This window comes from Pseudomonas sp. Marseille-QA0892, assembly GCF_054950135.1.
This window is the reverse complement of sequence record NZ_CM143104.1, coordinates 4,575,555-4,598,730: the sequence shown is the minus strand read 5'-3', so window position 1 is coordinate 4,598,730 and position 23,176 is coordinate 4,575,555. Positions and strand designations below refer to the sequence as shown.

The following is a 23,176-nucleotide window of genomic DNA, read 5'->3' as shown; positions in this document are numbered from 1 at the left end:
GCCCCGCTGTGGCTAAATTGCCGGGCCACGGAACCTGATCGCGCCCGGGCGCTGTCCATTCATGATTGGCGAGGCGTCGGGTCGCGCCGCGCGTTTCATGCTTCGAGGAGCCCATCGTGCTCGAGCTGATAAGCACTCCGGAATTCTGGATCGGCGTTGCTCAAATCATCGCCATCGACCTCCTGCTCGGTGGCGACAACGCGGTCGTGATTGCCCTTGCCTGCCGCCGCCTGCCCGAGCACCAGCGCAACCGGGCCATCATCATCGGCGCGCTCGGCGCGATTGTCCTGCGGCTCGCACTGATCTTCTTCGCGCTCGAACTGCTCTCGCTGCCCTATCTGCGGCTGGTGGGCGCCGCGCTACTGCTCTGGATCGGCATCAAACTCATGCGCAACGACGGTGGCAATGATGACGAGAACCTTACGGCCAGCGCGCATCTGTGGGGAGCGGTCAGGACCATCATCGTTGCGGATGCGGTCATGAGCCTGGATAACGTGATTGCCATCGCAGCCGCCTCGCAAGGGCAAATGGTGCTGGTCGCGATAGGGATCATCATCAGCATTCCGCTGATCGTATGGGGCAGCAAGCTGGTGCTGTGGCTGATGGACCGCTTCCCCATCATCATCACCATCGGCGCGGCGTTGCTGGGCTGGATTGCCGGCGACATGGCGACCAATGACCTCGCGCTACCGACCCTACCCGAGTGGGCGCACTATGCGTCAGGCGCGCTGGGCGCCGCCGTCGTTCTGGCTATTGGCGCAGGACTCAACGCCCTGCAACGTCGCCGGGCACGGCGGCGTGCGGCTTAGGGTCCTGAGAACCGCCCCGTCGGGACGGTGAGCGAGGGTACAGCCCGTCGCCGCGATGACGCAGGCTGCCCCCTAACGAATTCAGGCATGACGTACGGCACGGTAAGCCCACCCTTGTCGATACGCCGCCCTCGCCGGGTAACGCCGCGAGGCTCGGCGCCAAGCGGCGTCGGTCTCAGCGCACGCCGAGCTTGAACACGGTTGTCTGCGTGTAGGTCTGGCCCGGATCCAGGCGCGTGCTTGGGAAGTTCGGCTGGTTGGGTGCGTCCGGGTAATGCTGTGTTTCGAGGGTGAACGCGCCCCAGTGCGGATACGCCTTGCCGCCCTTGCCCTTGATGCTGCCATCCAGGAAGTTGCCGGTATAAAGCTGAACCCCAGGCTCGGTGGTGTAGAGCTGCAGCAGTCGCCCCGTTTTCGGATCATGCGCCTCGGCCGCGACACGCTTCACGTCGCCCTTGGTATCGAGCACCCAGTTGAAATCGAAGCCGCGCTGCTTGGGCTCGGCATACTCGAGCTGCTGGTGATCGTCACGGATGTGTTGGCCTAGCGGCGTTGCCTTGCGGAAATCCATGGGCGTCGCTGCGACCGGCGCCAGCTCACCCGTGGGAATCAGGTTTTTGTTGACCGGCGTGTAATGCGAGGCGTCCATGCGCATGACCTGGTCCAGGACCGTGCCGCTGCCTGCGCCGGCCAGGTTGAAGTAGCTGTGGTTGGTCAGATTGAGAACCGTAGGCTTGTTGGTCGTCGCGCGATACTGGATGCGCAGTTCGTTTTCCTCGTTGAGGCTGTAGATCACATGCGTGGTCAGCGTACCAGGGAAGCCCATCTCACCATCGGGCGACACGTACGTCAGCTCGACGCCGACCCAGCCGTTCTCATCATGCGGCTGCATGGTCCACACGCGCTTGTCGAAGCCCTGAGTCCCGCCGTGCAGTGCATTATTGCCGTCGTTCTGTGGCACCTGATACTTCGTGCCATCCAGCTCGAACGTGCCGCCATCCAGGCGGTTGCCGAAGCGCCCGATCGTAGCGCCGAAGTAGACCGTCCCGTTGGCCTGGTAGCCGGCCATGTCGTCGAAACCCAGCACGATATCGTCGATCTTGCCCTGACGGTCCGGCGCCTTGAGCGCCTGCAGCGTCGCGCCATAGGCGATGACGACGGCCTCCATACCCTGGCTGTTGCGCAGGGTGTACTGGGCAATCTCGGTGCCGTCCGGCATCCGGTCGAAGGTCCCTTGCTCACCGGACAGCCCGGCGGCGCTGACAGTAGCGCTCATCATCAATGCCCATCCCAGCGTACCTGCCGTCATCAAACCCAATGCCGGGCTTGCGTTACCGTTCGTTCTTGTCATGGTCAGTCTCCGCTCAACGGTGTTTCAGACGGTCGATGATCACCGCAAGCAGCAGGATCGTGCCGCGGATGACGTACTGGTAAAACGTGTCGATGTTCTTGAGGTTCATGGCGTTCTCAATGATCGCGAGGATCAGCACACCCGCGATCACATGGCGGATCATGCCGACACCGCCGGCCAGCGACACGCCACCGAGCACACACGCGGAGATCACGGTCAGCTCGAACCCCTGTCCGATCATGGGCTGGCCAGACGTCATCCGCGACGCCAGCACCACGCCCGCCAATGCGGCAACCAGGCCGTGAACGGTAAAGATGATGATCTTGGTGCGATCGACCTGGACGCCCGCCAGTAGCGCAGCTTCCTGGTTGCCGCCGATGGCCATGGTGTTGCGGCCGAAGGTGGTGTAGTTCAGCAGCCAGCCGAAGAAGATGAAGCACAGCACGGTGATGACGATCGGTACCGGCACGCCAAGCAGCATGCCGTTACCAAACCAGAAGAATTCCGGCTGCATCACGCCCACGGCCTTGCCGTTGGAAAAGATGTAGCCCAGCCCGCGGACGATCTGCATGGTCGCGAGCGTGGTAATGAGTGCATTGATGCGTAGCTTGGCGATGACGATCCCGTTCACCAGCCCCACGCACAGCCCCAATGCCAGGGCCGCGGCGACACCCAGCGGCACGCTGCCCGTATCACGCATCACCACGGCTGCCACCACGCCGGAACAGGCCACGACGGAGCCCACCGACAGGTCAAAATGCCCGGACGCCAGGCAGTACAGCATGGTGCATGCGGCAATCCCAACCGTTGAAATGGCAAGACCCAGGCCGCGCATGTTCAAGGGCGAGAGGAAGTTCTCGATGAACACGGCCGAGAGCATGAAGATCAACAGGGCGGCCAATGGCATGGCCCAGTCGTTGAAGAAACGGCGCAGGTTCAGCTGCCGCCGGGGTGCGCCGGTGAGCGCGCTGTCTTGGGGAGTCATGGGCACCTCGATGCGATTGTTCTTGTGGATTCACGCACGCTTGCGCGGCAGGGCCAGGTTCAGCAGGCGGGATTCGTCTGCGTCGTCATGGAGGACTTCGCCGGTCAGCGCGCCCTCGCTCATCACCAGGATTCGGTCGGATATGCCGATCACCTCCATGAGGTCGCTCGACACGACGATTACCGCGATACCGTCCGCCGCGAGCGAATGGATGATCTGGTAGATTTCCGCCTTCGCCCCGATGTCGATCCCACGGGTCGGTTCGTCGAGCAGCAGCACTTTCATGGGCATGGAGAGCCAGCGGCCGAGAATGGCCTTTTGCTGATTGCCGCCGGAGAGGTAGAGGATCTGCTGCTCGGGCGATGGGGTCTTCACGTTCAGCGCGCGTATGCGTTTTTCCGCGTTCTCGCGCTCCCAGCGACCGCTGAGCACACAGCCCATGCGAGCATGCTGGTGGCGCGCGGCGATGTTGATGTTTTCGGCGACGCTGGCGGTCGGGACGATGCCCTCCTTCTTGCGATCCTCCGGGCACAGCAGGATGCCGGCGTCGATCGCGTCGCGTGGCGTGCTCAGCGCCAGCGGCTTGCCCTGAAGATGGATTCCGCCGGCACGGCGCTTGGCCAGTCCGGCCAGCAGCCTCATCAGCTCGGTACGGCCGGCACCGACCAGTCCGAAGAAACCGAGCACCTCGCCGCCCCTGGCGGAAAAGCTCACCGGCACCTGCAGCCCCGGGCCGAGCAGGCCGTCGACACGCAGCACTTCGTCGCGCACGGGGCGCGGGCGGTAGTTGTAGATGTCCTCGATGTCACGGCCGACCATGCAGGTCACCAGCTGGTCGTGGGTCAGGTTCTCCAGCGTCTCGAACGTACGCACATGGCGCCCGTCCTTGAACACGGTGATCGCGTCGCACGTGCGGAAGATTTCCTCCATGCGGTGCGACACGTACAGGACGATCCGCCCTTCATCGCGCAGCCGGGCGATGATCGCCATGAGCCGGTCGATTTCGCGTGCCGACAGGCTACTGGTGGGCTCGTCGAAGGCGATCACGTGTGCGTTGCGCGACATGGCCTTGGCGATCTCGACCAGCTGGCGCTGCCCGAGCGAGAGGCTGCCCAGGCGCGCGTCGGGCTCAATCTCTTCGGCCAGCCCCGACAGCAATTCCCGCGCGCGGCTCATCATGGCGCGGCGGTCGACAATGCCGAAACGCGACGGCATGTGGCCGAGCAACAAGTTTTCGGCGACGGTCATTTCCGGCACCAGGTGCAGTTCCTGGTGAATCACGGCAATGCCGCTGGCGATGCTGTCGGCCGCCGAACGAAAGCTCAGCACCTGATCACCCATGCGCAGCTGGCCGCTGCTGGGCGCATAGGCGCCGCCGAGGATCTTGAGCAGTGTCGATTTGCCGGCGCCGTTCTCGCCCATCAGCGCATGCACGCTGCCGGGCCGTACGGCGAAGGAAATATCGGACAGCGCCCGTACGCCGGGAAATTGCTTGCCGATCCCTTCGAAGCGCAGGCTTTCGCCCCCTGTACTGCGTTCCACCATGATGATCTCCATCGTCCGGCACGCCGGACGCAGAAAGCGGTCGATTGGATGTATCAGGCGCCCCTCGACGAGGCGCCGTGACTCACTGCCAGAGGCCGATCTTTTCCAGCTCTTGCTGGAAGTTCTCGCGGGTGATCAGGGTGACCTGCTCCATTGCGGTGTACTTGGGCGGCTCCTTGTCTTGCGTGACCCACTCGAACATCATCCGCGCCGTTTCGTAGCCTTCGATGTGGGGGCTGGGGAGCATCGAGCCGAAGAAGCCGCTGTTGGGTTTCTTCAATTCGCCAATGGCATCGGTACCGTTGATGCCGATTCCGATAACGTTGGCCGCCGCGAACCCGGCGCTTTCCGTCGCACGGACACCGCCCAGGACGGTGTTGTCATTCATCCCGCCGATGAGCAGGTTCTTGGCGCCACGTGGCAGCTTGACGAGCGCAGCAGTGGTGGAATCCATGCTGCCGGGAACGTCGAGCGTCTTTTGCGGCGCGAAGAGAATCTGGCTTTCCGGGAAGCCCGCCGCCTTGAGCGCGGCGACCGAACCGTCCGTACGCTGCTTGCCGGTGTCGAGTTCGTTGTAGGTGTTGATCACGGCGTAGGTCTCTTTCATGTCCCAACCGCGCTTCTTCGCCTCGGCCATCATGGCCGCGCCCTGCTGCTCACCCACCTCGTACGCCGCCATCCCCATGTAGGGGACGTCTTCCATGAAGTTGCCCTGTGCATCGACGAAGCGGTCGTCCACGGCCATGACCTTCAACCCGTTCATCTCGGCCTTGGCCACGATCGCCGGGCCAAGCGCGACATCCGGCGTGCAGATCACGAAGCCCTTGGCGCCATTGGCCGCCAGGCTGTCGATGGCCGCAAGGGTCTTCTCACCGTCCGGGACGGCGATCTTGAGCACCGTGAAGCCCTTTTCCTTGCCCGCCTTCTCGGCGTAGGCCCACTCCGTCTGGAACCACGGTTCCTCCGGCTGCTTTACGAGGAATCCGATCTTGACCTCTTCGGCCATGCTGGCCGTACTGAAGCCGGCGAGGCCCAAGGCCAGCGCGGCACTGCAGAGGAAGCGACTTGCCATGCGGCTACGAATGAACATCGGGTGATCTCCTTTGTTTTTATCGATCGATCAACACGCGTGCCGCACGGTGGCGGCCTGTAAGGGTTCGTCAGTCGTGGTAGAGCACCGAGCGTCCGCCATCGATGGTGATGCAGGACGCATTGATGAACGGGGCTTCGTCGGTGGCCAGGAACAGTGCCGTCATCGCCACTTCGATGGGTTGGCCGATGCGCTTTGGCGGATGCATGTCCAGCGCGCGCTGGCGTTCGGTATGGGGATCGTCGAAGCCATTCCAGTAATCGACGTTCAGCTGCGTCTCGATGTAGCCCGGCGCAATGGCGTTCACGCGGATGCCCTTGGGCGCGTACTCGACACCCAGGGCACGTGTCAGGCCAAGCAGGCCGTGTTTGGCAACCGGGTATGGAAAGCAGCCGGGGATGATGTTGGTGGAATGCACCGACGCGATATTGACGATGTTGCCGCCACCCTGGGCAAGCATTTGCGGTAATGCCGCACGACAACCGAACCACACGCCATCCAGATCGATGGCGAAGCAGCGCCGCCAGTCCTCATCGCTCATGGTGAGCGGATCACGGAAGACATTGACGCCCGCGCAGTTCACCAGCACATCAATGCGGCCGTGGCGGTCGACGGCAGCCTTCATTACCGCATCCAGATCCGTTTGCTGAGTGACGTCGGCTCGCATGCCGTGCACGTCGCCGCCCCGCTCGCGCCAGCCTGCCGCAACGCCCTCGACCTTTTCACCCTGGATGTCGCACGCGATCACCTTGGCCTGCTGCGCCTGGAAGCAGGCAACGATGGCTTCGCCAATACCCTGCGCGCCGCCGGTGATGACCACGACCTTGTCTTTGAGTCGCTCCCCCTGCTGCGGCTCTGGCACCGGCGGGAGAGAAAGGGGTAACGCCATTGCATGCACTCCTTCTGTTCTGTTGTAGCCGCCGACCGGGATCAGCCTGCGAAACGGTGACAGGGCCGGCCGGGCACGCCGGCATCGGCGACCAGCACGGCGCCATCGAGGGCGCCATCGGCCCCGCCAGGGCGCGCGCTCGTGACAAAAAGTTGGGTTAGGTTCGGCCCGCCAAAGACGCAGCTCGTGGGATGGCTGACGGGAAGCTCGACGATGCGATCCAGCCGGCCGTCCGGCGCGAAGCGCAGCAGGCATCCGCCGCCCCAGCGCGCATTCCAGACATAGCCTTCGGCGTCCATCGCAGAGCCATCGGGCGCGCCACGGGCGTGGGTGTCGGCCCATATGCGTCTGGCGCCGAGGTCAACGCCCTCGTGAACAGGCGCGGCATAGATGACGCCGTCGAGAGTGTCGGCAAACAGCACCTCACCCGCGTCCGTCCATAACAGCGTGTTGGCGATGCCCAGGCCCGAGGCCAGCGGGATCACCTGGCCCTGTGGATCGATGCGAAACAGGCCGCCAGAGCGTCGTTCGACCGGCACGTCGGATCCATCCTCGGCGATGTTGTTCTGCATGCTGCCCATCCACAGATGCCCCTGGGCATCGCAGCGTGCTTCGTTAGGGCGATTGCCGGGCACAGGGTCGGCCACGCAAAACGGCTTTAAGGCAGGCGCGTGAACCGGGGACTGCAGATTGAGACGATGCACGCCGCTGGGCATCGTCACCAGCGCGTCGTCCGTTTCCGTGGGAATGAAGGCCGAAACCGGCTCCGGCATCGTCCAGGCCTGCAGATCGCCATTGCGGAAACGGCATGCTTGCTGGCCAATGATGTCGACCCAGTGCAGCGAAGCCGTTCGGCTATCCCAAAAGGGCCCTTCGGCCAGGGCGAATCGAGCAGGCACCAGTGCTTGCCATTGCATGCCATCATCCTCGTTCTTGTTGTTGTCGATCGATGAATCGTTCAGGTTAGTTCGCTTTATCGTTTTTGCTTGCGAAAAAACGCCGATCTTCGCGAAGCATGCGTTAAAGCGGTTTTACCGATCCGGGCTTGAGCTCGGTGCGGCCCTCGCCCACGGTATTCACCAGCGGTTCACCAAATTCGGCCAGCTCGATCTCGAACCGATCACCGGGGCGCGTCTGGATACCGTCCGAAAACGACAGCGTGGCCGTGCCGAAGAAGTGCACATGTACGTCACCCGGCCTGAGGAACTGCGCGTACTTGAAGTGGTGGTACTCAAGGTTCTCGAGGCTATGGCACATGTTGTCCTCGCCAGACAGGAACGGCTGCTCCCAGAGCACGGTGTCGCCACGGCGGATGCGGCTATGCCCGGCCAGATGTCTTGGCAGGCTGCCGACACGCAACTCGGGACCGAACGCACAGCTGCGCAATTTCGAATGAGCGAGGTACAGGTAATTGCGGCGCTCCATTCGGTGGTCAGAGAACTCGTTGCCCAGCGCAAAGCCCACCCGATAGGGTTTGCCGTCGTGGCCAATCACATAAAGGCCGGTCAGCTCGGGCTCTTCGCCGCCGTCTTCGGCAAAGCGCGGCATGGGCAACGCCGCGCCCGGACGCACCACGCAACTGCCGTCGCCCTTGTAGAACCATTCAGGCTGAGCACCCACCTGCCCCGCCTCGGGTCGTCCGCCTTCGAGCCCCCAATTGAAGATGCGCATGGTGTCGGTGAGGTTGGCATCCTCTTCAAGCTTCTGGTGCATCTTGTCGCGCGCAGACGCGCTACCCAGATGGGTCAGCCCCGTCCCACTGACGAGGCAGTGCGCCGGGTCCGGATGGTCCAGCGGCGGCAGCACCTGTCCTTCGGCTAGTAGCGCGCGATAACTGTGCGCCGCACCCAGCCCGCGCTGCTCGACCTCGCTCGCCAGATCACGACCCGCGTCGATCGCTGCCAACGCCAGCTCGCGCACGCTGGAGACGCCCGCGACTTGTTTTGCACTGTGCCCGTCGACCAGACCGACGCGGCGCTCGCCACTGTTGAGTTCGAATTGAATCAGTCGCATGCGACTTCCCCCGCATAATGATTTCAATCAGGCGCGCCCGTGGTGCGCATCGTTCGTCACACTTTCACGCGCCTGGCGGCGTTCCAGCCGCTGGTAAACGATCGCCGTCAACAACAAGCCAAACACCAGCACCAGCGCCAGGAAGTACAGGCCCGAACTCATCTGCCCGGTGTATTCCTTGAGTGCGCCGATGCCGAACGGCCCGAGATAACCGCCGAGGTTGCCGACCGAGTTGATCAACGCGATGCCGGCTGCTGCACTGGCACCGACAAAGAATCGCCCCGGCAGGGTCCAGAACAGGGCCGTGATCGAGAACAGGCTGAAGGCGACGAGGGACAATGCCGCCAGTTGAAGTACCGGAGCGGTGAGCCAGGCACTCATGAACATCGCCGTCGCGCCCAGGGCATAGAGCACGCCGAGATGGCCGTAGCGGTCGTTCAGGCGATCCGAGCTGCGCGGTACAATCAAAAGGCCCAGGATGCCGAACAGGTACGGCACGGAAGAAAGGAAGCCCGTCGTGAGGTCGCTTCCGCCAAACTGCTTGAGGATGGTGGGCAGCCAGAGGCCGAGACCGTAGATGCTGAGTGTGACGGGAAGGTAGAAGAGCGCGAGCAGAAGGACCCGGTTGTCCTTCAGCGCGTGGAGCGGGTTGCCGTGACGCGTCTGCGCGTAATCGCGCTCGTCCTTCTTCAGCTCGTCCGCGAGCCAGCGCTTCTCTCGCGCGTCGAGCCAGCGCACCTTATCGGCAGAATCCGGCAGGTAGCGCAGCGTAGGCCATGCCAGCAGCACAGCCGGCGCGCCGATCACGATGAACAACCACTGCCAGCCATGCAGGCCGGCGATACCATCGAGGCCAAGCAAAGCGCCTGAAAGCGGACCGGTCACGACCATGGCGATGGGCTGGGACAGTACGAACAGCCCCATGATCTTGCCGCGATGGCGGATCGGAAACCACTTTGTCAGGTAGTACAGGACGCCGGGGAAGAAGCCGGCTTCCGCCGCGCCAAGCAGGAAACGCAGGACATAGAAGCTGTACGGGCCCTGGATGAGCGCCATGGCCATTGTGATGAGGCCCCAGGTGATCAGGATCCGGGCGAACCAACGTCGGGCGCCAAAGCGCTCCAGCATCAGATTGCTGGGCACTTCAAAGATGAAGTAGCCGATGAAGAAGAGCCCGGCCCCAAGTCCATAGGCGGCATCACCGATGCCAACGTCAGCGCCCATGTGCAGCTTGGCAAAGCCCACGGCTGAGCGATCGACATAGGCGATCAGGTACAACAGAACGAGAAACGGAATCAGCTTGAGCGTGATCTGGCGGATCAGCTGCGCTTCGGATTTCATGTTGCGGTCTCCGTTGTTTTTGTTCGGACCTTACAACTACTGGCAGATGTGTCTGCCTATGTCGCCGGACTATAAAGTATTACTTTTTCATCAACAAGCCTTCAAAAAGAAGAAATCGAAGGGTACATTCGGCGCACCAACTCCTATTAGTAATACAAAAAGAGAGTTTGCCATGACCCAGCCGAAACGCCCTCTCCGCTCTGCAGCCTGGTTTGGAACGACCGACAAGAACGGCTTCATGTACCGAAGCTGGATGAAGAATCAGGGCATCCCCGACCATGAGTTCCAGGGCAAGCCGATCATTGGTATCTGTAATACCTGGTCGGAACTGACGCCGTGCAACGCGCACTTCCGCAAGATTGCCGAGCATGTGAAGAAAGGCGTATTGGAGGCCGGCGGTTACCCGGTCGAATTCCCCGTGTTCTCCAATGGCGAGTCCAACCTGCGGCCAACGGCCATGCTGACACGCAACCTTGCGAGCATGGATGTGGAGGAGGCCATTCGCGGTAATCCGGTCGATGGTGTCGTGCTGCTCACCGGCTGCGACAAGACCACGCCCGCGCTGCTGATGGGCGCAGCGAGTTGTGATGTTCCGGCAATCGTGGTCACCGGCGGGCCCATGCTCAATGGCAAGCACCGCGGGCGCGACATCGGCGCCGGGACCATTGTCTGGCAGATGCACGAGGCCTATAAGGGCGGCCTGATCGACCTGGACGAGTTCCTCTCCGCCGAGGCTGGCATGTCCCGTTCGGCCGGGACCTGCAACACCATGGGCACCGCGTCCACCATGGCCTGCATGGCTGAGGCACTGGGGACCTCTCTTCCTCACAACGCTGCAATTCCGGCGGTGGACGCTCGCCGTTATGTATTGGCGCACCTGTCCGGCATGCGCATCGTCGACATGGTCAATGAAGACCTGCGCCTGTCGAAGGTCCTCACACGCGAAGCCTTCGAGAACGCGATCCGGGTCAATGCCGCCATTGGCGGGTCGACCAACGCGGTCATTCATCTGAAAGCGATTGCCGGCCGGATTGGCGTGGACCTGGACCTCGACGACTGGACCCGCGTCGGCCGCGGGACGCCAACCATCGTCGACCTGCAGCCATCCGGGCGCTTCCTCATGGAAGAGTTCTACTACGACGGTGGCCTGCCCGCCGTCATCCGACGCCTGGGCGAAGCCAACCTGCTACCCAACCCCGAGGCGCTCACGGTGAATGGCCGGACGCTCTGGGAGAACTGCGCCAACGCGCCGATCTATGGCAAGGATGAAGTCATCCGCACGCTCGACAATCCGATTCGTGACGACGGCGGCATCTGCGTCCTGCGCGGAAATCTTGCGCCGAAGGGCGCGGTGTTGAAGCCGTCCGCCGCCTCCCCCGAACTCATGCGCCACCGCGGCCGGGCGGTCGTGTTCGAGAACTTCGATGACTACAAGGCCCGCATCGCCGACCCGGAGCTGGACGTCGACGAGACCTGCGTTCTGGTGATGAAGAATGCCGGGCCGAAGGGTTATCCGGGCATGGCCGAGGTCGGCAACATGGGCCTGCCGCCGAAGCTGCTGGCGAAGGGCATCACCGACATGGTCCGCATCTCGGATGCGCGCATGAGCGGCACGGCATACGGCACCGTGGTCTTGCATGTTGCTCCCGAAGCCGCGGCCGGCGGCCCACTCGCGGCGGTTCGCAATGGCGACATGATCGAGCTGGACGCCTATGCCGGGGTGCTGAATCTGGAGGTCAGTGCCGAGGAGCTCGAAGCGCGCCTGCGAGACATCCCACCCCCCGCACCGCTGCTGTGGGATGGTGGGTATCGCCGGTTATACATCGATCATGTGCTGCAGGCGGATGAAGGGTGTGATTTCGACTTTTTGGTGGGATGCCGGGGGTCGGAGGTGCCCAGGCACTCGCATTGAGGTCGCGCCCATGTAGGGTGGAATCCCGAAGGGCTTCCACCGTTTACCTCGTACGGCCCCGATCATCAGGTAGCTGCAGATCCTGACCATGCTGCTCTACGGACAGGCCGTAGGGTGGAATTCCAAGGGGCTTCCACCGTTTACCTCGTACGACCCCAATCATCACGTATCTGCCAGATTCTGACCGCGCTGCTCTACGGATAGTGCATGTAGGCCATGGCTTCCCGTTGCGGCGCCAATCGCTCGGTGGATTACGCTTCGCTACCCTAGTTGCTTCGCAGCGTTAGATGATCACAGCGTGGGCACATCCAGAAATGCGGGTATGTCGGCGTTAGATTTCGGCCCTTACGGCCGAGTTACCTTTTCTTGAACGGCCAAGAAAAGGTAACCCAAAAGAACGCCGCCCCAACATACGGCCCTTCGCTACGCTCCGGGTACCCTCGCTCCGTCGTTGCTTCAAGGGCACGCTGCGAAGGGCCATCCTTGGCCCATCGCAACTCTCGCGACATCCATGTCGCTCAACCCTTTACACAACAACTCCACTCAGCCTCCTGAAGGGGACCCCATGCGTCGTCCAGACGATGGTGCTTTGTATTCAAAAGGCGGAAAACCGATTGCATAGGGCGTAGGGTGGAATCCCGAAGGGCTTCCACCGTTCACCTCGAACGATTCGCGATCAATACATAAGGTCCAGATCATGACGACGCTGCTCCATGAGCCAGTGCACTCAGGCCAGGGTTCACCGTTGCGGCGCCAAGCGCTCGGTGGATTACGCGTCGCTAATCCACCCTACCTGCCTAATCCACCCTACCTGGCTGACTAGCGGCCGGTAACAGCGCAGGACATCCGCGGGTTTCACCCGCCCTACTTTTCTCTCCGGAAATAGGCCTATCGTCCTCATCGATCGCGCCGACCGCCACACGGGCTGAATCCATCCCCTGCCTCAATGCTATGATCCCCCCACCTCTCTAAAAGCCTCCCCCATGGACTACAAGCGCCCCAAGCCCCGCAAGAGTCGTCACGCCAATATCGTCCAGGAGCTGGGTAAGCGCATCGTCTCTGGCGAGTTGAAGCCCGACGAAAAACTTCCGCTGGAAGCCACCCTCTGCGAGCAGTACGGCGTCAGTCGTCCTGTCGTCCGGGAAGCGATTCGTGTTCTGGTGGCAAAGGGGCTGGCAGTTCCAAAGCCGCGGGTTGGGACGCTGGTGCGGCCCCGGAAGGACTGGCACCTGCTGGATCCGGACGTGCTCTACTGGCTTGTCGAGAGCACGCCCCATAGCGAGTTTTTCAATACCCTTGTTGGTGTGCGCCGCATCATCGAGCCGTCGGTATGCTCATTGGCGGCCACTACGGCGAATCCCGATGACATTGCGGCCATCGAAGATGCCTACCTCCGTATGGAACAGGCGACCACGCGCGAGGAGATGCTGCAGCCGGATCTCGACTTCCACCGCAGCGTGGCCGAAGCGACGCACAACGACCTGCTCGTCTACCTCAGCAACATGCTCTCGATCGCGCTACGCGAGTCGATTCGATTCTCGAGCAACCGCCCGAACCTTCAGGCGCTCACGCTGCCGCGCCACAAGGCGATTCTGACCGCCATCAAACACCGCGATGCGCTCGCCGCGCACCAGGCCTCGCTGGTGCAGCTGGAAGACACGCGCGCGGCGCTCGACGCCGTCATCGCCGATGAAGAGGCCGGCGCCCCGATCAACTGATCGGGACGTTGGACACTACGCGCAGCGCCAGGGCTTCATAGCCTTCGAGCTCGATCCGGAAGTCCCCTTCGGGCGACAGGTCACCCTCCAGACGCTCTGTGATGATGTCCACGACCGGTCCCGGTTCGATGTCCGGGAAATGCAGAACCTCACTGAGTGGCTCCGGCCCGAAGTTAAGCGCCGTTACCTGGATGCCGCGGCCGGCCGGCAGTTCATGCACCATGACCAGCAGCGAGGGATGCTCGGTCATCGGCACCATGATCTGCTTGGCCGACGCCACGCCATACGAGCGTCGTACGGCCAGGATGCGCTTGACCTGACAGGCAAAGGAGCCGGGCTCCCTGAGCTGTTCGACCAGGCTGCCGTAGAGCGAACGTGCCTTCGGAATCCCTTCGGCCGACAAAACAGCATCCGGGTCCAGATCGCCCAGGTCATAGCCGCCCCGGTTGATCCACCGGGTGTCTCCGTCGCGCATCAACTCCTCGACCTGCTCGGCCGCGAGTGGCAGCGCGCCGACCAGGTCCCAGCCGGAGATTGCGAACACACCCGGCTGCATGGCGTTGTACATGACCAGCAGTAGGTGCATCTGGCGGATTTTCTTGAGGTCCTCGTCGGTGATCGCGTCGAGGTCCCGAATCCCGAGTGTGGCTGTGATGATGCTCGTGGTGGTGCAGGCGACCCCATTGGTCACGAACTTGAGGTTGTAGGGCGCGTGCTCGCCGGTCAGCCGTTCGTACATTTCCGTGCGGACATGTTCGCGGAGGATGTTGCCCGGCAGGCTCTGCCCCTTGTAGTGATAGGTGTCGTTCGCATGCAGCGTCCAGAAGTGCACCAGTTCGAGCGTCAGCTCGTCGTGGTTCTGCATGGCATGGATCAGCGATACCGGGTCGATACCGAAGTTGTGCATCTCGTGCAGCATCAGGCGCAGGAATTCGACGTCGCCGGTGACCAACGCGTGCTGGTAGGCAGGACGGGTGACGAAGTCATAGGTGAGGTCTGCGCCGCCATGAGACATCGAGGCAATATCGTCCAATGTCAGGTTCAGCTCCTGGAAGCTGAAACCACCGGCCTTGCGTACCATGCCACCGAGCAACTGGTTACCGGTCACGGACAGCGGATGGCTTTCGGACCAGGCATGTCCACCGTGGGGCCGCTTTTCGACGCCAAGAAAGCCGTTGGCGTCCAACCGCAAGCCGCGGGCGCCGAGCACATCGATTGAATGCAATGCGTCGCCGATGACCATGCGCTGCGCAGCAAAGGTCGGATCGAGCCAGTTCAGCGAGGGCTGACCTTCCTTGAAGTAATGCAGGTAAACCCAGCGCCGCGTCTTGCCGTCCACACCCGTGATCGGCGGCGTTGCGCTCCAGTCGGTTTCCTTTACCCCAGGCTCGAAGAAGATCACCCGCTGCAGCTGGCCTACGATGTAGTGCTTGTCGCGCAGTGCATCGACCACGTCCGGCAGCAGGTTCACTGCATCGCGCCCTTCGGGCACGTCCGGCAAAAGCTCCCAGTCCGCCTCCTGGATCTCAACCATGTGGTAGAGGCCGGGATATTCCTCGTAGGCCATCTCGGCCAGGCGGAAGTCCGCCCCCTTGCCGGTATGGGAGGGGATGGTGTCGTCGATGACGACAGCGTTATGCGCCGCCGCGACGCGACTCAGCCGAATGAAGGCCTCTTCGCTCCCGAAGCGGTCGTCAATGGTCAGGCCGATACGGTCGAAGTTGCCGTCGATGGTTGGGGTATAGCGACGGCCACTCAAGCCGCCTGAATGCTTCATCGGGCCCGTATGAATGCCTTGCACCCCAAGCTCCGAAAGCGCAGACCAGACGTCGTCGTTCCCGAGTGCCTCCAGTACGGACTGCCCCTCGGGCACGATCACGGACGGCGGGTACGCGGTGAACCAGACGGACGCCACGGCTGTGACAGCACGCGGCCGCGCCTGAGCGTACGGGTGCTGCCACAGCCGGCCCTGACCGGCATACAACCGTGAGCGTTGGTTCGCCGTCTCGAGCATCGACTGCTCGACCAGCCATTGGACGTAATCCGGATCAGGTTTCGCCATAGCGAGAGATCACCTTGTTCGTGCTGCGAGCGCCTCGCCCGGAACCCGGTTGTCGTGGCGACAGCGGGCGCGTAGTGCAGCGTGATGGGGTTGCTATTTCAGAGCCGACGCTCCGCTCATCGTTCACTTATAGATGACGCGCTCGATAGGGCGCAGGACGGAAGGCGCAACGCGCCGGGAGGCAATAGCGAATCCTGCCGGCGGCGTTTGGGTCTACAGCGAAGGCCACGGCGAAGAAAACCATGGAAAACGTACTGCAAACCATCTGGCTCACCGTCATCGATGAATTCTCGGACCTGAATGACCCCGAGCACATGACCCGCGTCGCGGTCAGGCTGATCGTCGCAGCGATGCTTGGCGGCCTCTTGGGCTACCAGCGTGAGCAGAGTGGCAAGGCGGCTGGCGTACGCACTCACATGCTCGTTGCGGTCGGCGCCGCGCTGTTCGTGATCGCGCCCGAGCAGGTTGGCTACGACGGCGACGACATCAGCCGCGTCATTCAGGGCATCGTGACCGGCATCGGTTTTCTCGGCGCGGGGACGATCATCAAGGGCGGCAGCGCGCGCGATGTGAAGGGCCTGACCACTGCTGCCGGCATCTGGCTGACGGCCGCCATCGGCGTTGCCGCAGGGCTCGGCCGTGAATTTGCCGCCATCCTCTGCACCGCGCTCACACTCTGCATTTTGTTTTTCATTCCCAAACTCATCGATCAGGACAGTCGCAGGGAAAGCGATGAATAGGAGCATGATCACTTTTCATCGTTATATCTTTTGGGCTATAACGCTGCCTCGCTGTTCTGAAACGTACATTTCTGATGCCAACGCCGCTTTCTGCTCGCCTTTCTTTGCTCAACCCGCTTGGGACCGAGCTGACCGAAACCCGCATTCGCCTGCTGGAGGCAATTGAGGCTCATGGCTCGATCAACCGTGCGGCCAAGGCCGTGCCACTGTCCTATAAGGCGGCGTGGGATGCGGTGGACCAGATCAACAACCTTTCCGATCGCCCCCTTGTGGACCGCGCCACAGGCGGCTCGGGAGGCGGCGGCACACGGCTGACCGACCATGGTCACCAGGTGGTCGCGCTCTATCGTGCCCTGGAAGCCGATTACCAGGCGACGGTGAACCGCGCGACCAAGGCGCTGATCGGTTCGACGTCGCTGGACATCGCCGGCTTCAGACAGCTCATCCAGCGGCTGCAATGGCGCAGCAGCGCACGCAACCAGTTTCATGGCCGCATCGAAGGCATAAATGGCGACGGCGTCGAGAGCGAAGTCCGCATCCGACTGGATGAGTCAACGGTGCTGGCGGCCGTGATCACTCGGGAGAGCGTCGAGAACCTGGAACTCGACGATGGCATCGAGGTGCTCGCGATGATCAAGGCGTCCTCGGTGATGCTGACCCGCGACGAAGGATTTCGAATGTCGGCACGCAACCAGCTATGGGGCGAGGTGATGCGGGTCCACGAAGGGCCGGTCAACCACGAAATCACCCTCGCGCTGCCCTCGGGCCGCAGCATCGCTGCCGTCATCACCGCCGGAAGCAGCGAAGCGCTCTCGCTACAGCCCGGTGTTCGCGCCTGTGCCTTCTTCAAGGCGTCCAGCGTACTGCTGGCACGCCCTTCATGACATTCGACAGAGTCGGGAGGACTCGATGATCAAGAAAGCCCGCTTGTGGTTGCTGGCGCTGGGCGCCCTTCCCTTCGTCAGCCACGCACAAGACCTTCAGGTTGCTGTGGCTGCGAATTTCACCGCGCCCGTTCAGGCCCTCGCGCCCGGGTTCGAGAAGGCGACGGGGCACCGCCTGGTCGCTTCGTTCGGCTCCACCGGCCAGTTCTATGCGCAGATCAAGAACGGCGCACCGTTTCAGGTCTTTCTCGCGGCCGACGACAGCACGCCCGAGCGTCTGGAAAAGGAACACGAAATCGTCCCTGGATCGCGTTTCACCTACGCGATCGGCAAGCTGGTGCTTTGGTCGCCAGAGTCGGACTACATCGACGAGAAAGGGCAGGTACTCCAGCAAAACGCCTTTAAGCATTTGTCGATCGCCAACCCGAAGACCGCGCCCTATGGCCTCGCTGCCACGCAGACGCTGGACCGCCTTGGGCTGACCGAAATGATCGAAGGCAAGCTCGTCGAAGGGCAGAACATCACGCAGGCCTACCAGTTCGTGTCCAGCGGCAATGCCGAATTGGGCTTCGTCGCGCTGTCCCAGGTATCGGCCGATGGTCAATTGAAGAGCGGCTCTGCGTGGCGGGTGCCGGAGGACCTGTACGATCCGATTCGCCAGGACGCCGTCATTCTCAAGGGTGCTAAAGATAACGAAGCAGCCCAGGCCTTCGTGCAGTACCTGAGAAGCCCTGAAGCCGCAAAGGTAATCGAGTCCTTCGGTTACTCGCTCGACGCGGCCCGATGATCCTGACGAGCGCCGATTGGGCCGCGATTCGCCTGACGCTGGAACTCGCCAGCGTCACAACCGCCATCTTGCTGGTGGTCGGCACGCCCCTGGCGTGGTGGCTGTCGCAAACGCGCTCCTGGCTAAAAGGGCCGATTGGCGCGGTCGTCGCGTTGCCGCTGGTGCTGCCGCCGACGGTGATCGGCTTTTACCTGCTGGTAGCAATGGGCCCTAATGGCTGGATCGGACAACTTACCGACACCCTGGGGATCAGCCGATTGCCGTTCAGTTTTGCCGGGCTGGTCGTAGGTTCGGTGATCTATTCGCTGCCCTTCGTAGTGCAGCCGTTGCAGAACGCTTTCGAGGCCATCGGCCCTCGCCCGCTGGAAGCGGCAGCCACGTTGCGCGCCAGCCCGCTGGACTGTTTTTTCACCGTCGTTCTACCACTGGCAAAGCCCGGATTCATCACTGCATCCATCCTGGGATTCGCTCACACCGTGGGTGAGTTTGGCGTCGTGCTGATGATCGGCGGCAACATTCCCGAGAAGACCCGCGTGGTATCAGTGCAGATCTTCGACCACGTCGAATCGCTGAATTACGCCCAGGCCCATTGGTTGGCGGGCGGCATGGTGGTTTTCTCGTTCATCGTCCTGCTCGCGCTCTACGGGACGCGGCGGCGCGCGAGCTGGAGCTGACATGATCGATGCACACTTTCACCTGGGCTGGGACAGCTTCGACCTGGCTGTAGAACTCCAACTGCCCGCCTCAGGCGTCACGGCGTTCTTCGGCCCATCCGGCTCCGGCAAGACAACACTGCTGCGTTGCATTGCCGGGCTGGAACCCGAAGCGCAGGGCCGTTTGGTAGTCAACGGCGAGACGTGGCACGACAGCCAGTCGGGGATCTTCCTGCCGCCTCACCGCAGGCCGATCGGATATGTCTTCCAAGACGCGAATCTCTTTCCGCATCTGACCGTGGCGCAAAACCTGCGCTACGGCCAGAAGCGCGTACCGGCGAATGGACGCCGCATCGCCGAAGATCAGGCGATAGCACTGCTTGGCATCGGTGACCTGCTAGACCGTCACCCGGCGCGGCTGTCAGGCGGCGAACGCCAGCGAGTCGGCATCGCCCGCGCCCTGTTGACCAGCCCGCGACTCCTATTGATGGACGAGCCTCTCGCCGCGCTGGACTACAAGCGCAAGGCGGAAATCCTGCCCTATCTCGAGTGCCTGCATGACACATTGGACATCCCGATCTTCTATGTCAGCCATGCGCCGGACGAGGTTGTCCGCCTGGCCGATCACCTCGTGCTGATGGAACACGGACGTGCAATCGCCAGCGGCGAAACAGGCGAAACCCTTGCTCGTACCGATCTGCCGCTGGCCCAGAGTGACGATGCCGGTGTGCTCATCCGCGGCCGAGTCGAAGCGCATGAAGCGCGCTACGGCCTGCTCACGCTGGGCTTCGATCATGACCAACAGCTTCGCCTCGCCCACGCTCCACTGCCCACCGGGCAAACGCTGCGCATCCGTATCCAGGCTCGGGACGTCAGCCTTAGCCTGAAGCGCCCCGAAAGCAGCAGCATCCTCAATATCCTGCCGGCACACGTCGAAGCCGTAGCGACTACGGATAATCATGCCCATCGCCTTGTGCGGCTGCGGGTCGGCGATACGGCAATCCTGGCGCGCATCACCCAGTTTTCCGCGGAGCAGTTGGGCATCACGCCCGGCACGGCCGTCTGGGCGCAGATCAAGTCTGTCGCCTTGCTGGGATAAGGGCGTCGTACGGGCATCGTGGTCCCCTCGGCGAGCAGGCATAATGACGACCGTTTCTCTGCCTGCTCGCGATCATGTCCGCTGCCGAAACCACCGAAATTCCCCCACGCCCTCGTTGGCGTCACCTGCTCCTGCTGGCATTCATGCTCGGGTTGCTGCTGTTTCCGCTTCATCGCCTGGCAGAGCGCTACTACACCGGCGAACTGGCGCAGCAGAACAGCCAGACGCTCGATCTGTACGTGGCCAACCTGCTGGGCATCCTCAAGCGCTATGAGGTGCTGCCGCAGACACTTGGCGATCTGCCCGCGCTACGTCACGTTCTGGAGCACGCAGAAAAGCCGGAATACGTGGCCGAGGCCAACGAGCTCCTGGCGCGCCTACGTGAGCTGACCGGAGCCGATGCGATCTATCTCATGGCGCTCGATGGCGAAACGCTGGCCGCTTCGAACTGGGCCGAGCCCGACAGCTTCGTAGGGCGCAACTTTTCCTTCCGACCCTACTTCCAGGACGCGGCGGCTGGCCGGCTCGGCCGATTCTTCGGTCTTGGGACGACATCTGGCAAGCGGGGCTACTACTTCGCCGCCCCCGTCAAGGAAGACGGCCTCGTGAAGGGTGAACTGGTAGTGAAGGTGGATCTGGACCATACCGAAACCCTTTGGGGCAATACGCCTGAACAGCTCGTCGTCACGGACGCCTACGGCGTCGTCATTCTGACGTCCCGAGCGGATTGGCGGTTTCGCGCCACTCGCCCATTGACCGATGCCGAGCACGCTGAAATCCGTTCGGTACAGCCCTACCCCACCCTCGATCCGCAGCCGCTGCACCTGAGCGATACCGCTTGGCTAAGCCAGGCGCGTCACCTAGACGAGATGAACTGGACCGTGAGCATCCGCGCGCCTCGCTCCCTGATCGAGCGGCCGGTTAATACGGTCCTGTTCATTGGAACGGCCGTTCTGCTGGTTCTGATCCTGCTCATCGGCCTCGTCATGCAACGCCGCCGACATTATCTCGAACGCATTGCGATGGATGCCCGCGCGCGGCGCGAACTGGAGCATAGGGTTCAGGAGCGAACCCAGGATCTGGAGCGGCTCAATTCGCGCCTCAAGGAAGAGGTACTCGAACGCGAGCACGCGCAGCAGGAGCTGTTCAGGGCACAGGACGAGCTCGTCCAGGCCGGCAAGCTCTCAGCGCTGGGCACCATGTCCGCGAGCATCAGCCACGAACTCAACCAGCCACTCGGGGCGATTCGCAGCTATGCCGATAATGCGGTCGTGCTGCTGGAGCATCAGCGCTACTCGGATGCGCGAGAAAACCTCCGGCAGATAAGTGATATCACCAGTCGAATGGCGTCGATCATCTCTCATTTGCGTGCGTTTGCGCGTCGTGACCGACACGCGCCGGAAAGTGTTGCCTTGCAGCCTGCCATTGAGGATGCGCTGGCATTGCTCGCCAAGCGGCGACGAGCGCTGGATGTCGAGCTCATTCGCGACCTGCCCGATGCGCCGCTGTGGGTCCAGGCCGGGGAAACCCGCCTGCGGCAGGTGCTCGGCAATCTCCTCGCGAATGCGCTCGACGCGCTCACCGAGAAGGCTGCGCCTCGCAAGCTCTGGATAAGCACCGAAGGCTCCGCAGACAGGGTGACCCTGACGATTCGCGACAACGGCCCTGGATTTACCGAAGATGCACTCGATCGAGCCCTCGAGCCCTTTTTCACGACCAAGACGAGCGCTCAAGGGCTCGGCCTGGGTCTTGCGATCTGCGATGCCCTCACCCGCGCGCTTGGCGGTGAATTGAGCTTTGCCAACCACCCCGAGGGTGGCGCCGTGATTCGTTTGTGCCTGTGCCGGTCAACACCCGGCGTCGTTCCCCAAGCCCCCGAGGATCCATCGAATTGAGCAAGATCACCTCGATCGACCCGTCCGTACAGGTCCTGCTGATCGACGACGATTCCCATTTGCGCCAGGCCTTGAGCCAGACGCTCGATCTGGCAGGTTTGAACGTGATGCCTTTGGCTGATGCACAGGAATTGGCCCCGCGCATCGAACGCGACTGGCCGGGCGTGGTGGTGAGCGATATCCGCATGCCCGGCGTTGACGGGCTGGCTCTGCTCAAGCAGCTGCACGAGCGTGACCCTGAGCTGCCCGTCCTGCTTATCACCGGCCACGGCGATGTCCCGCTTGCCGTGCAGGCGATGCGCGAAGGTGCTTATGACTTTCTCGAGAAACCCTTCCCAAGCGAGGCGTTGACCGATAGCGTGAAGCGCGCACTGGATCGACGCCGACTCGTCATCGAGAACCGTAGCCTGCGCCTCGCCCTGAGCGAGCGTCGAGAGCTGGACAGCCGCCTGATCGGACAGTCCGCACCCATGCAACGCCTGCGGCAGCAGGTCGGCGCCCTCGCTGCTATCCAGGCAGACGTGTTGATCCTGGGCGAAACCGGTGCGGGGAAGGAAGTGGTTGCCCGTGCACTTCATGATCTCTCTTCCCGGCGCAACGGCCCCTTCGTCGCGATCAATACCGGTGCATTGGCTGAATCGGTCGTGGAAAGCGAATTGTTCGGGCATGAAGCCGGTGCCTTCACCGGCGCCCAGAAACGCCGCGTGGGCAAGTTCGAATACGCCAATGGAGGTACCGTCTTCCTCGACGAGATCGAGAGCATGAATCTGGACGTGCAGGTCAAGCTGCTGCGTCTGCTGCAGGAACGTGTCGTCGAGCGCATGGGCTCCAACCAGCTCATTCCGCTCGACATACGCGTCATTGCCGCCACCAAGGAAGATCTCAGGCTCGCGGCTGATCAGGGCCGCTTCCGAGCGGACCTCTATTATCGACTCAACGTGGCACCGCTGCGCATCCCCTCGCTACGCGAGCGGGGTGAAGACGCGCTGGTACTGTTCGAGCACTTCGCAGGTGCCGCGGCCCAACGTCATGGGCTGCCGTCGCGCGCATTGACGCCGGCGCAACGCGCCTTGTTGCTTCGGCATGACTGGCCAGGAAACGTGCGCGAACTCCAGAATGCCGCCGAGCGCTTTGCCATCGGGCTTGATCTGGGGCTGGACATGCCCGGCGAGCACTTCGCGTCGGACACTGCCGGGGGGCTTAGCGAGCAGGTAGAAGCGTTTGAAAAAGCATTGATTGCAGCCGAGCTGAGTCGTCCGCATACATCGCTGCGCAGCCTGGCGGAGAGCCTTGGCCTCCCACGAAAGACACTTCATGACAAATTGCGCAAGCATGGCCTGCACTTGGGCGGCGGAAACCCGCCCATGGATGGTGAGAGCTAGGCGATTTTTCGCCAAAACAAC

General features: G+C 62.6%; 19 protein-coding genes. 10 read left to right on the top strand and 9 right to left on the bottom strand.

From position 1 onward, the window contains the following. Positions 1–116: 116 nt before the first annotated feature. Positions 117–809, top strand: coding sequence for a TerC family protein (locus ACY8D3_RS21165; protein WP_462380817.1), 693 nt, complete (start codon positions 117–119; stop codon positions 807–809). Positions 810–984: 175 nt separating this feature from the next. On the opposite strand, the gene ACY8D3_RS21160 is transcribed toward ACY8D3_RS21165, so the two are convergent. From ACY8D3_RS21160 to ACY8D3_RS21125, 8 genes are all read right to left on the bottom strand, one after another. After that, positions 985–2,118, bottom strand: coding sequence for an aldose epimerase family protein (locus ACY8D3_RS21160; protein ID WP_462384485.1), 1,134 nt, complete (start codon positions 2,116–2,118; stop codon positions 985–987). A 55-nt stretch (positions 2,119–2,173) separates the two neighbouring features. Next, positions 2,174–3,145 carry an L-arabinose ABC transporter permease AraH gene (gene araH / locus ACY8D3_RS21155; protein WP_462380816.1) on the bottom strand — a complete coding sequence of 324 codons (972 nt, stop codon included), beginning with the start codon at positions 3,143–3,145 and terminating at the stop codon, positions 2,174–2,176. A 30-nt stretch (positions 3,146–3,175) separates the two neighbouring features. Then, a complete protein-coding gene (gene araG, locus ACY8D3_RS21150) occupies positions 3,176–4,702 on the bottom strand; it encodes an L-arabinose ABC transporter ATP-binding protein AraG (protein ID WP_462380815.1) in 1,527 nt (508 codons plus the stop codon). Between the two features lie 70 nt (positions 4,703–4,772). Beyond that, a complete protein-coding gene (locus ACY8D3_RS21145) occupies positions 4,773–5,780 on the bottom strand; it encodes a substrate-binding domain-containing protein (protein ID WP_462380814.1) in 1,008 nt (335 codons plus the stop codon). Between the two features lie 70 nt (positions 5,781–5,850). After that, a complete protein-coding gene (locus ACY8D3_RS21140) occupies positions 5,851–6,669 on the bottom strand; it encodes an SDR family oxidoreductase (protein ID WP_462380813.1) in 819 nt (272 codons plus the stop codon). A gap of 41 nt (positions 6,670–6,710) precedes the next feature. Beyond that, entirely contained in the window at positions 6,711–7,586 is an 876-nt protein-coding gene (locus tag ACY8D3_RS21135) for an SMP-30/gluconolactonase/LRE family protein (protein ID WP_462380812.1), read from the bottom strand. A 103-nt stretch (positions 7,587–7,689) separates the two neighbouring features. Further along, a complete protein-coding gene (gene araD1, locus ACY8D3_RS21130) occupies positions 7,690–8,682 on the bottom strand; it encodes an AraD1 family protein (RefSeq protein WP_462380811.1) in 993 nt (330 codons plus the stop codon). A gap of 27 nt (positions 8,683–8,709) precedes the next feature. Beyond that, a complete protein-coding gene (locus ACY8D3_RS21125; RefSeq protein WP_462380810.1) occupies positions 8,710–10,023 on the bottom strand; it encodes an MFS transporter in 1,314 nt (437 codons plus the stop codon). A 172-nt stretch (positions 10,024–10,195) separates the two neighbouring features. Here ACY8D3_RS21125 and ACY8D3_RS21120 point away from each other — a divergent pair, with 172 nt between their 5' ends. Then, the gene (locus ACY8D3_RS21120; protein ID WP_462380809.1) at positions 10,196–11,935 is read left to right on the top strand and encodes an IlvD/Edd family dehydratase; all 1,740 of its coding nucleotides are present in this window, start codon (positions 10,196–10,198) and stop codon (positions 11,933–11,935) included. Between the two features lie 983 nt (positions 11,936–12,918). Then, the gene (locus ACY8D3_RS21115) at positions 12,919–13,653 is read left to right on the top strand and encodes a FadR/GntR family transcriptional regulator (RefSeq protein ID WP_462380808.1); all 735 of its coding nucleotides are present in this window, start codon (positions 12,919–12,921) and stop codon (positions 13,651–13,653) included. Here the strand turns inward: ACY8D3_RS21115 and treS are convergent. Then, entirely contained in the window at positions 13,646–15,715 is a 2,070-nt protein-coding gene (treS, locus tag ACY8D3_RS21110) for a maltose alpha-D-glucosyltransferase (protein ID WP_462380807.1), read from the bottom strand. The genes ACY8D3_RS21115 and treS overlap by 8 nt on opposite strands. Before the next feature lie 242 nt (positions 15,716–15,957). Between treS and ACY8D3_RS21105 the strand changes: the two genes are divergently transcribed. From ACY8D3_RS21105 to ACY8D3_RS21075, 7 genes are all read left to right on the top strand, one after another. Next, on the top strand, positions 15,958–16,455 hold the full coding sequence (locus tag ACY8D3_RS21105; protein ID WP_462380806.1) for an MgtC/SapB family protein: 498 nt from the start codon (positions 15,958–15,960) through the stop codon (positions 16,453–16,455). Between the two features lie 74 nt (positions 16,456–16,529). Next, positions 16,530–17,339: a TOBE domain-containing protein gene (locus ACY8D3_RS21100; protein WP_462380805.1), complete on the top strand. Its 810-nt coding sequence runs from the start codon at positions 16,530–16,532 to the stop codon at positions 17,337–17,339. Positions 17,340–17,364: 25 nt separating this feature from the next. Then, positions 17,365–18,126, top strand: a complete 762-nt coding sequence (modA, locus tag ACY8D3_RS21095; protein WP_462380804.1) for a molybdate ABC transporter substrate-binding protein — start codon at positions 17,365–17,367, stop codon at positions 18,124–18,126. Next, positions 18,123–18,800 carry a molybdate ABC transporter permease subunit gene (modB, locus tag ACY8D3_RS21090; protein WP_462380803.1) on the top strand — a complete coding sequence of 226 codons (678 nt, stop codon included), beginning with the start codon at positions 18,123–18,125 and terminating at the stop codon, positions 18,798–18,800. The genes modA and modB overlap by 4 nt, the downstream gene beginning before the upstream one ends. Before the next feature lies 1 nt (position 18,801). After that, positions 18,802–19,878, top strand: a complete 1,077-nt coding sequence (modC, locus tag ACY8D3_RS21085) for a molybdenum ABC transporter ATP-binding protein (RefSeq protein WP_462380802.1) — start codon at positions 18,802–18,804, stop codon at positions 19,876–19,878. Between the two features lie 74 nt (positions 19,879–19,952). Further along, the gene (locus ACY8D3_RS21080) at positions 19,953–21,773 is read left to right on the top strand and encodes a sensor histidine kinase (RefSeq protein ID WP_462380801.1); all 1,821 of its coding nucleotides are present in this window, start codon (positions 19,953–19,955) and stop codon (positions 21,771–21,773) included. Continuing rightward, positions 21,770–23,155 carry a sigma-54-dependent transcriptional regulator gene (locus ACY8D3_RS21075; protein WP_462380800.1) on the top strand — a complete coding sequence of 462 codons (1,386 nt, stop codon included), beginning with the start codon at positions 21,770–21,772 and terminating at the stop codon, positions 23,153–23,155. Before ACY8D3_RS21080 ends, ACY8D3_RS21075 begins: the two co-directional genes overlap by 4 nt. The last annotated feature ends 21 nt before the right edge of the window (positions 23,156–23,176 follow it).

Excerpts from the sequence above, each read along its gene's own strand:
- ACY8D3_RS21160 (WP_462384485.1), bottom strand. The coding sequence starts at position 2,118 with ATGACGGCAGGTACGCTGGGATGGGCATTGATGATGAGCGCTACTGTC.
- araH (WP_462380816.1), bottom strand. The coding sequence starts at position 3,145 with ATGACTCCCCAAGACAGCGCGCTCACCGGCGCACCCCGGCGGCAGCTG.
- araG (WP_462380815.1), bottom strand. The coding sequence starts at position 4,702 with ATGGAGATCATCATGGTGGAACGCAGTACAGGGGGCGAAAGCCTGCGC.
- ACY8D3_RS21145 (WP_462380814.1), bottom strand. The coding sequence starts at position 5,780 with ATGTTCATTCGTAGCCGCATGGCAAGTCGCTTCCTCTGCAGTGCCGCG.
- ACY8D3_RS21140 (WP_462380813.1), bottom strand. The coding sequence starts at position 6,669 with ATGGCGTTACCCCTTTCTCTCCCGCCGGTGCCAGAGCCGCAGCAGGGG.
- ACY8D3_RS21135 (WP_462380812.1), bottom strand. The coding sequence starts at position 7,586 with ATGCAATGGCAAGCACTGGTGCCTGCTCGATTCGCCCTGGCCGAAGGG.
- araD1 (WP_462380811.1), bottom strand. The coding sequence starts at position 8,682 with ATGCGACTGATTCAATTCGAACTCAACAGTGGCGAGCGCCGCGTCGGT.
- ACY8D3_RS21125 (WP_462380810.1), bottom strand. The coding sequence starts at position 10,023 with ATGAAATCCGAAGCGCAGCTGATCCGCCAGATCACGCTCAAGCTGATT.
- ACY8D3_RS21120 (WP_462380809.1), top strand. The coding sequence starts at position 10,196 with ATGACCCAGCCGAAACGCCCTCTCCGCTCTGCAGCCTGGTTTGGAACG.
- ACY8D3_RS21115 (WP_462380808.1), top strand. The coding sequence starts at position 12,919 with ATGGACTACAAGCGCCCCAAGCCCCGCAAGAGTCGTCACGCCAATATC.
- treS (WP_462380807.1), bottom strand. The coding sequence starts at position 15,715 with ATGGCGAAACCTGATCCGGATTACGTCCAATGGCTGGTCGAGCAGTCG.
- ACY8D3_RS21105 (WP_462380806.1), top strand. The coding sequence starts at position 15,958 with ATGGAAAACGTACTGCAAACCATCTGGCTCACCGTCATCGATGAATTC.
- ACY8D3_RS21100 (WP_462380805.1), top strand. The coding sequence starts at position 16,530 with ATGCCAACGCCGCTTTCTGCTCGCCTTTCTTTGCTCAACCCGCTTGGG.
- modA (WP_462380804.1), top strand. The coding sequence starts at position 17,365 with ATGATCAAGAAAGCCCGCTTGTGGTTGCTGGCGCTGGGCGCCCTTCCC.
- modB (WP_462380803.1), top strand. The coding sequence starts at position 18,123 with ATGATCCTGACGAGCGCCGATTGGGCCGCGATTCGCCTGACGCTGGAA.
- modC (WP_462380802.1), top strand. The coding sequence starts at position 18,802 with ATGATCGATGCACACTTTCACCTGGGCTGGGACAGCTTCGACCTGGCT.
- ACY8D3_RS21080 (WP_462380801.1), top strand. The coding sequence starts at position 19,953 with ATGTCCGCTGCCGAAACCACCGAAATTCCCCCACGCCCTCGTTGGCGT.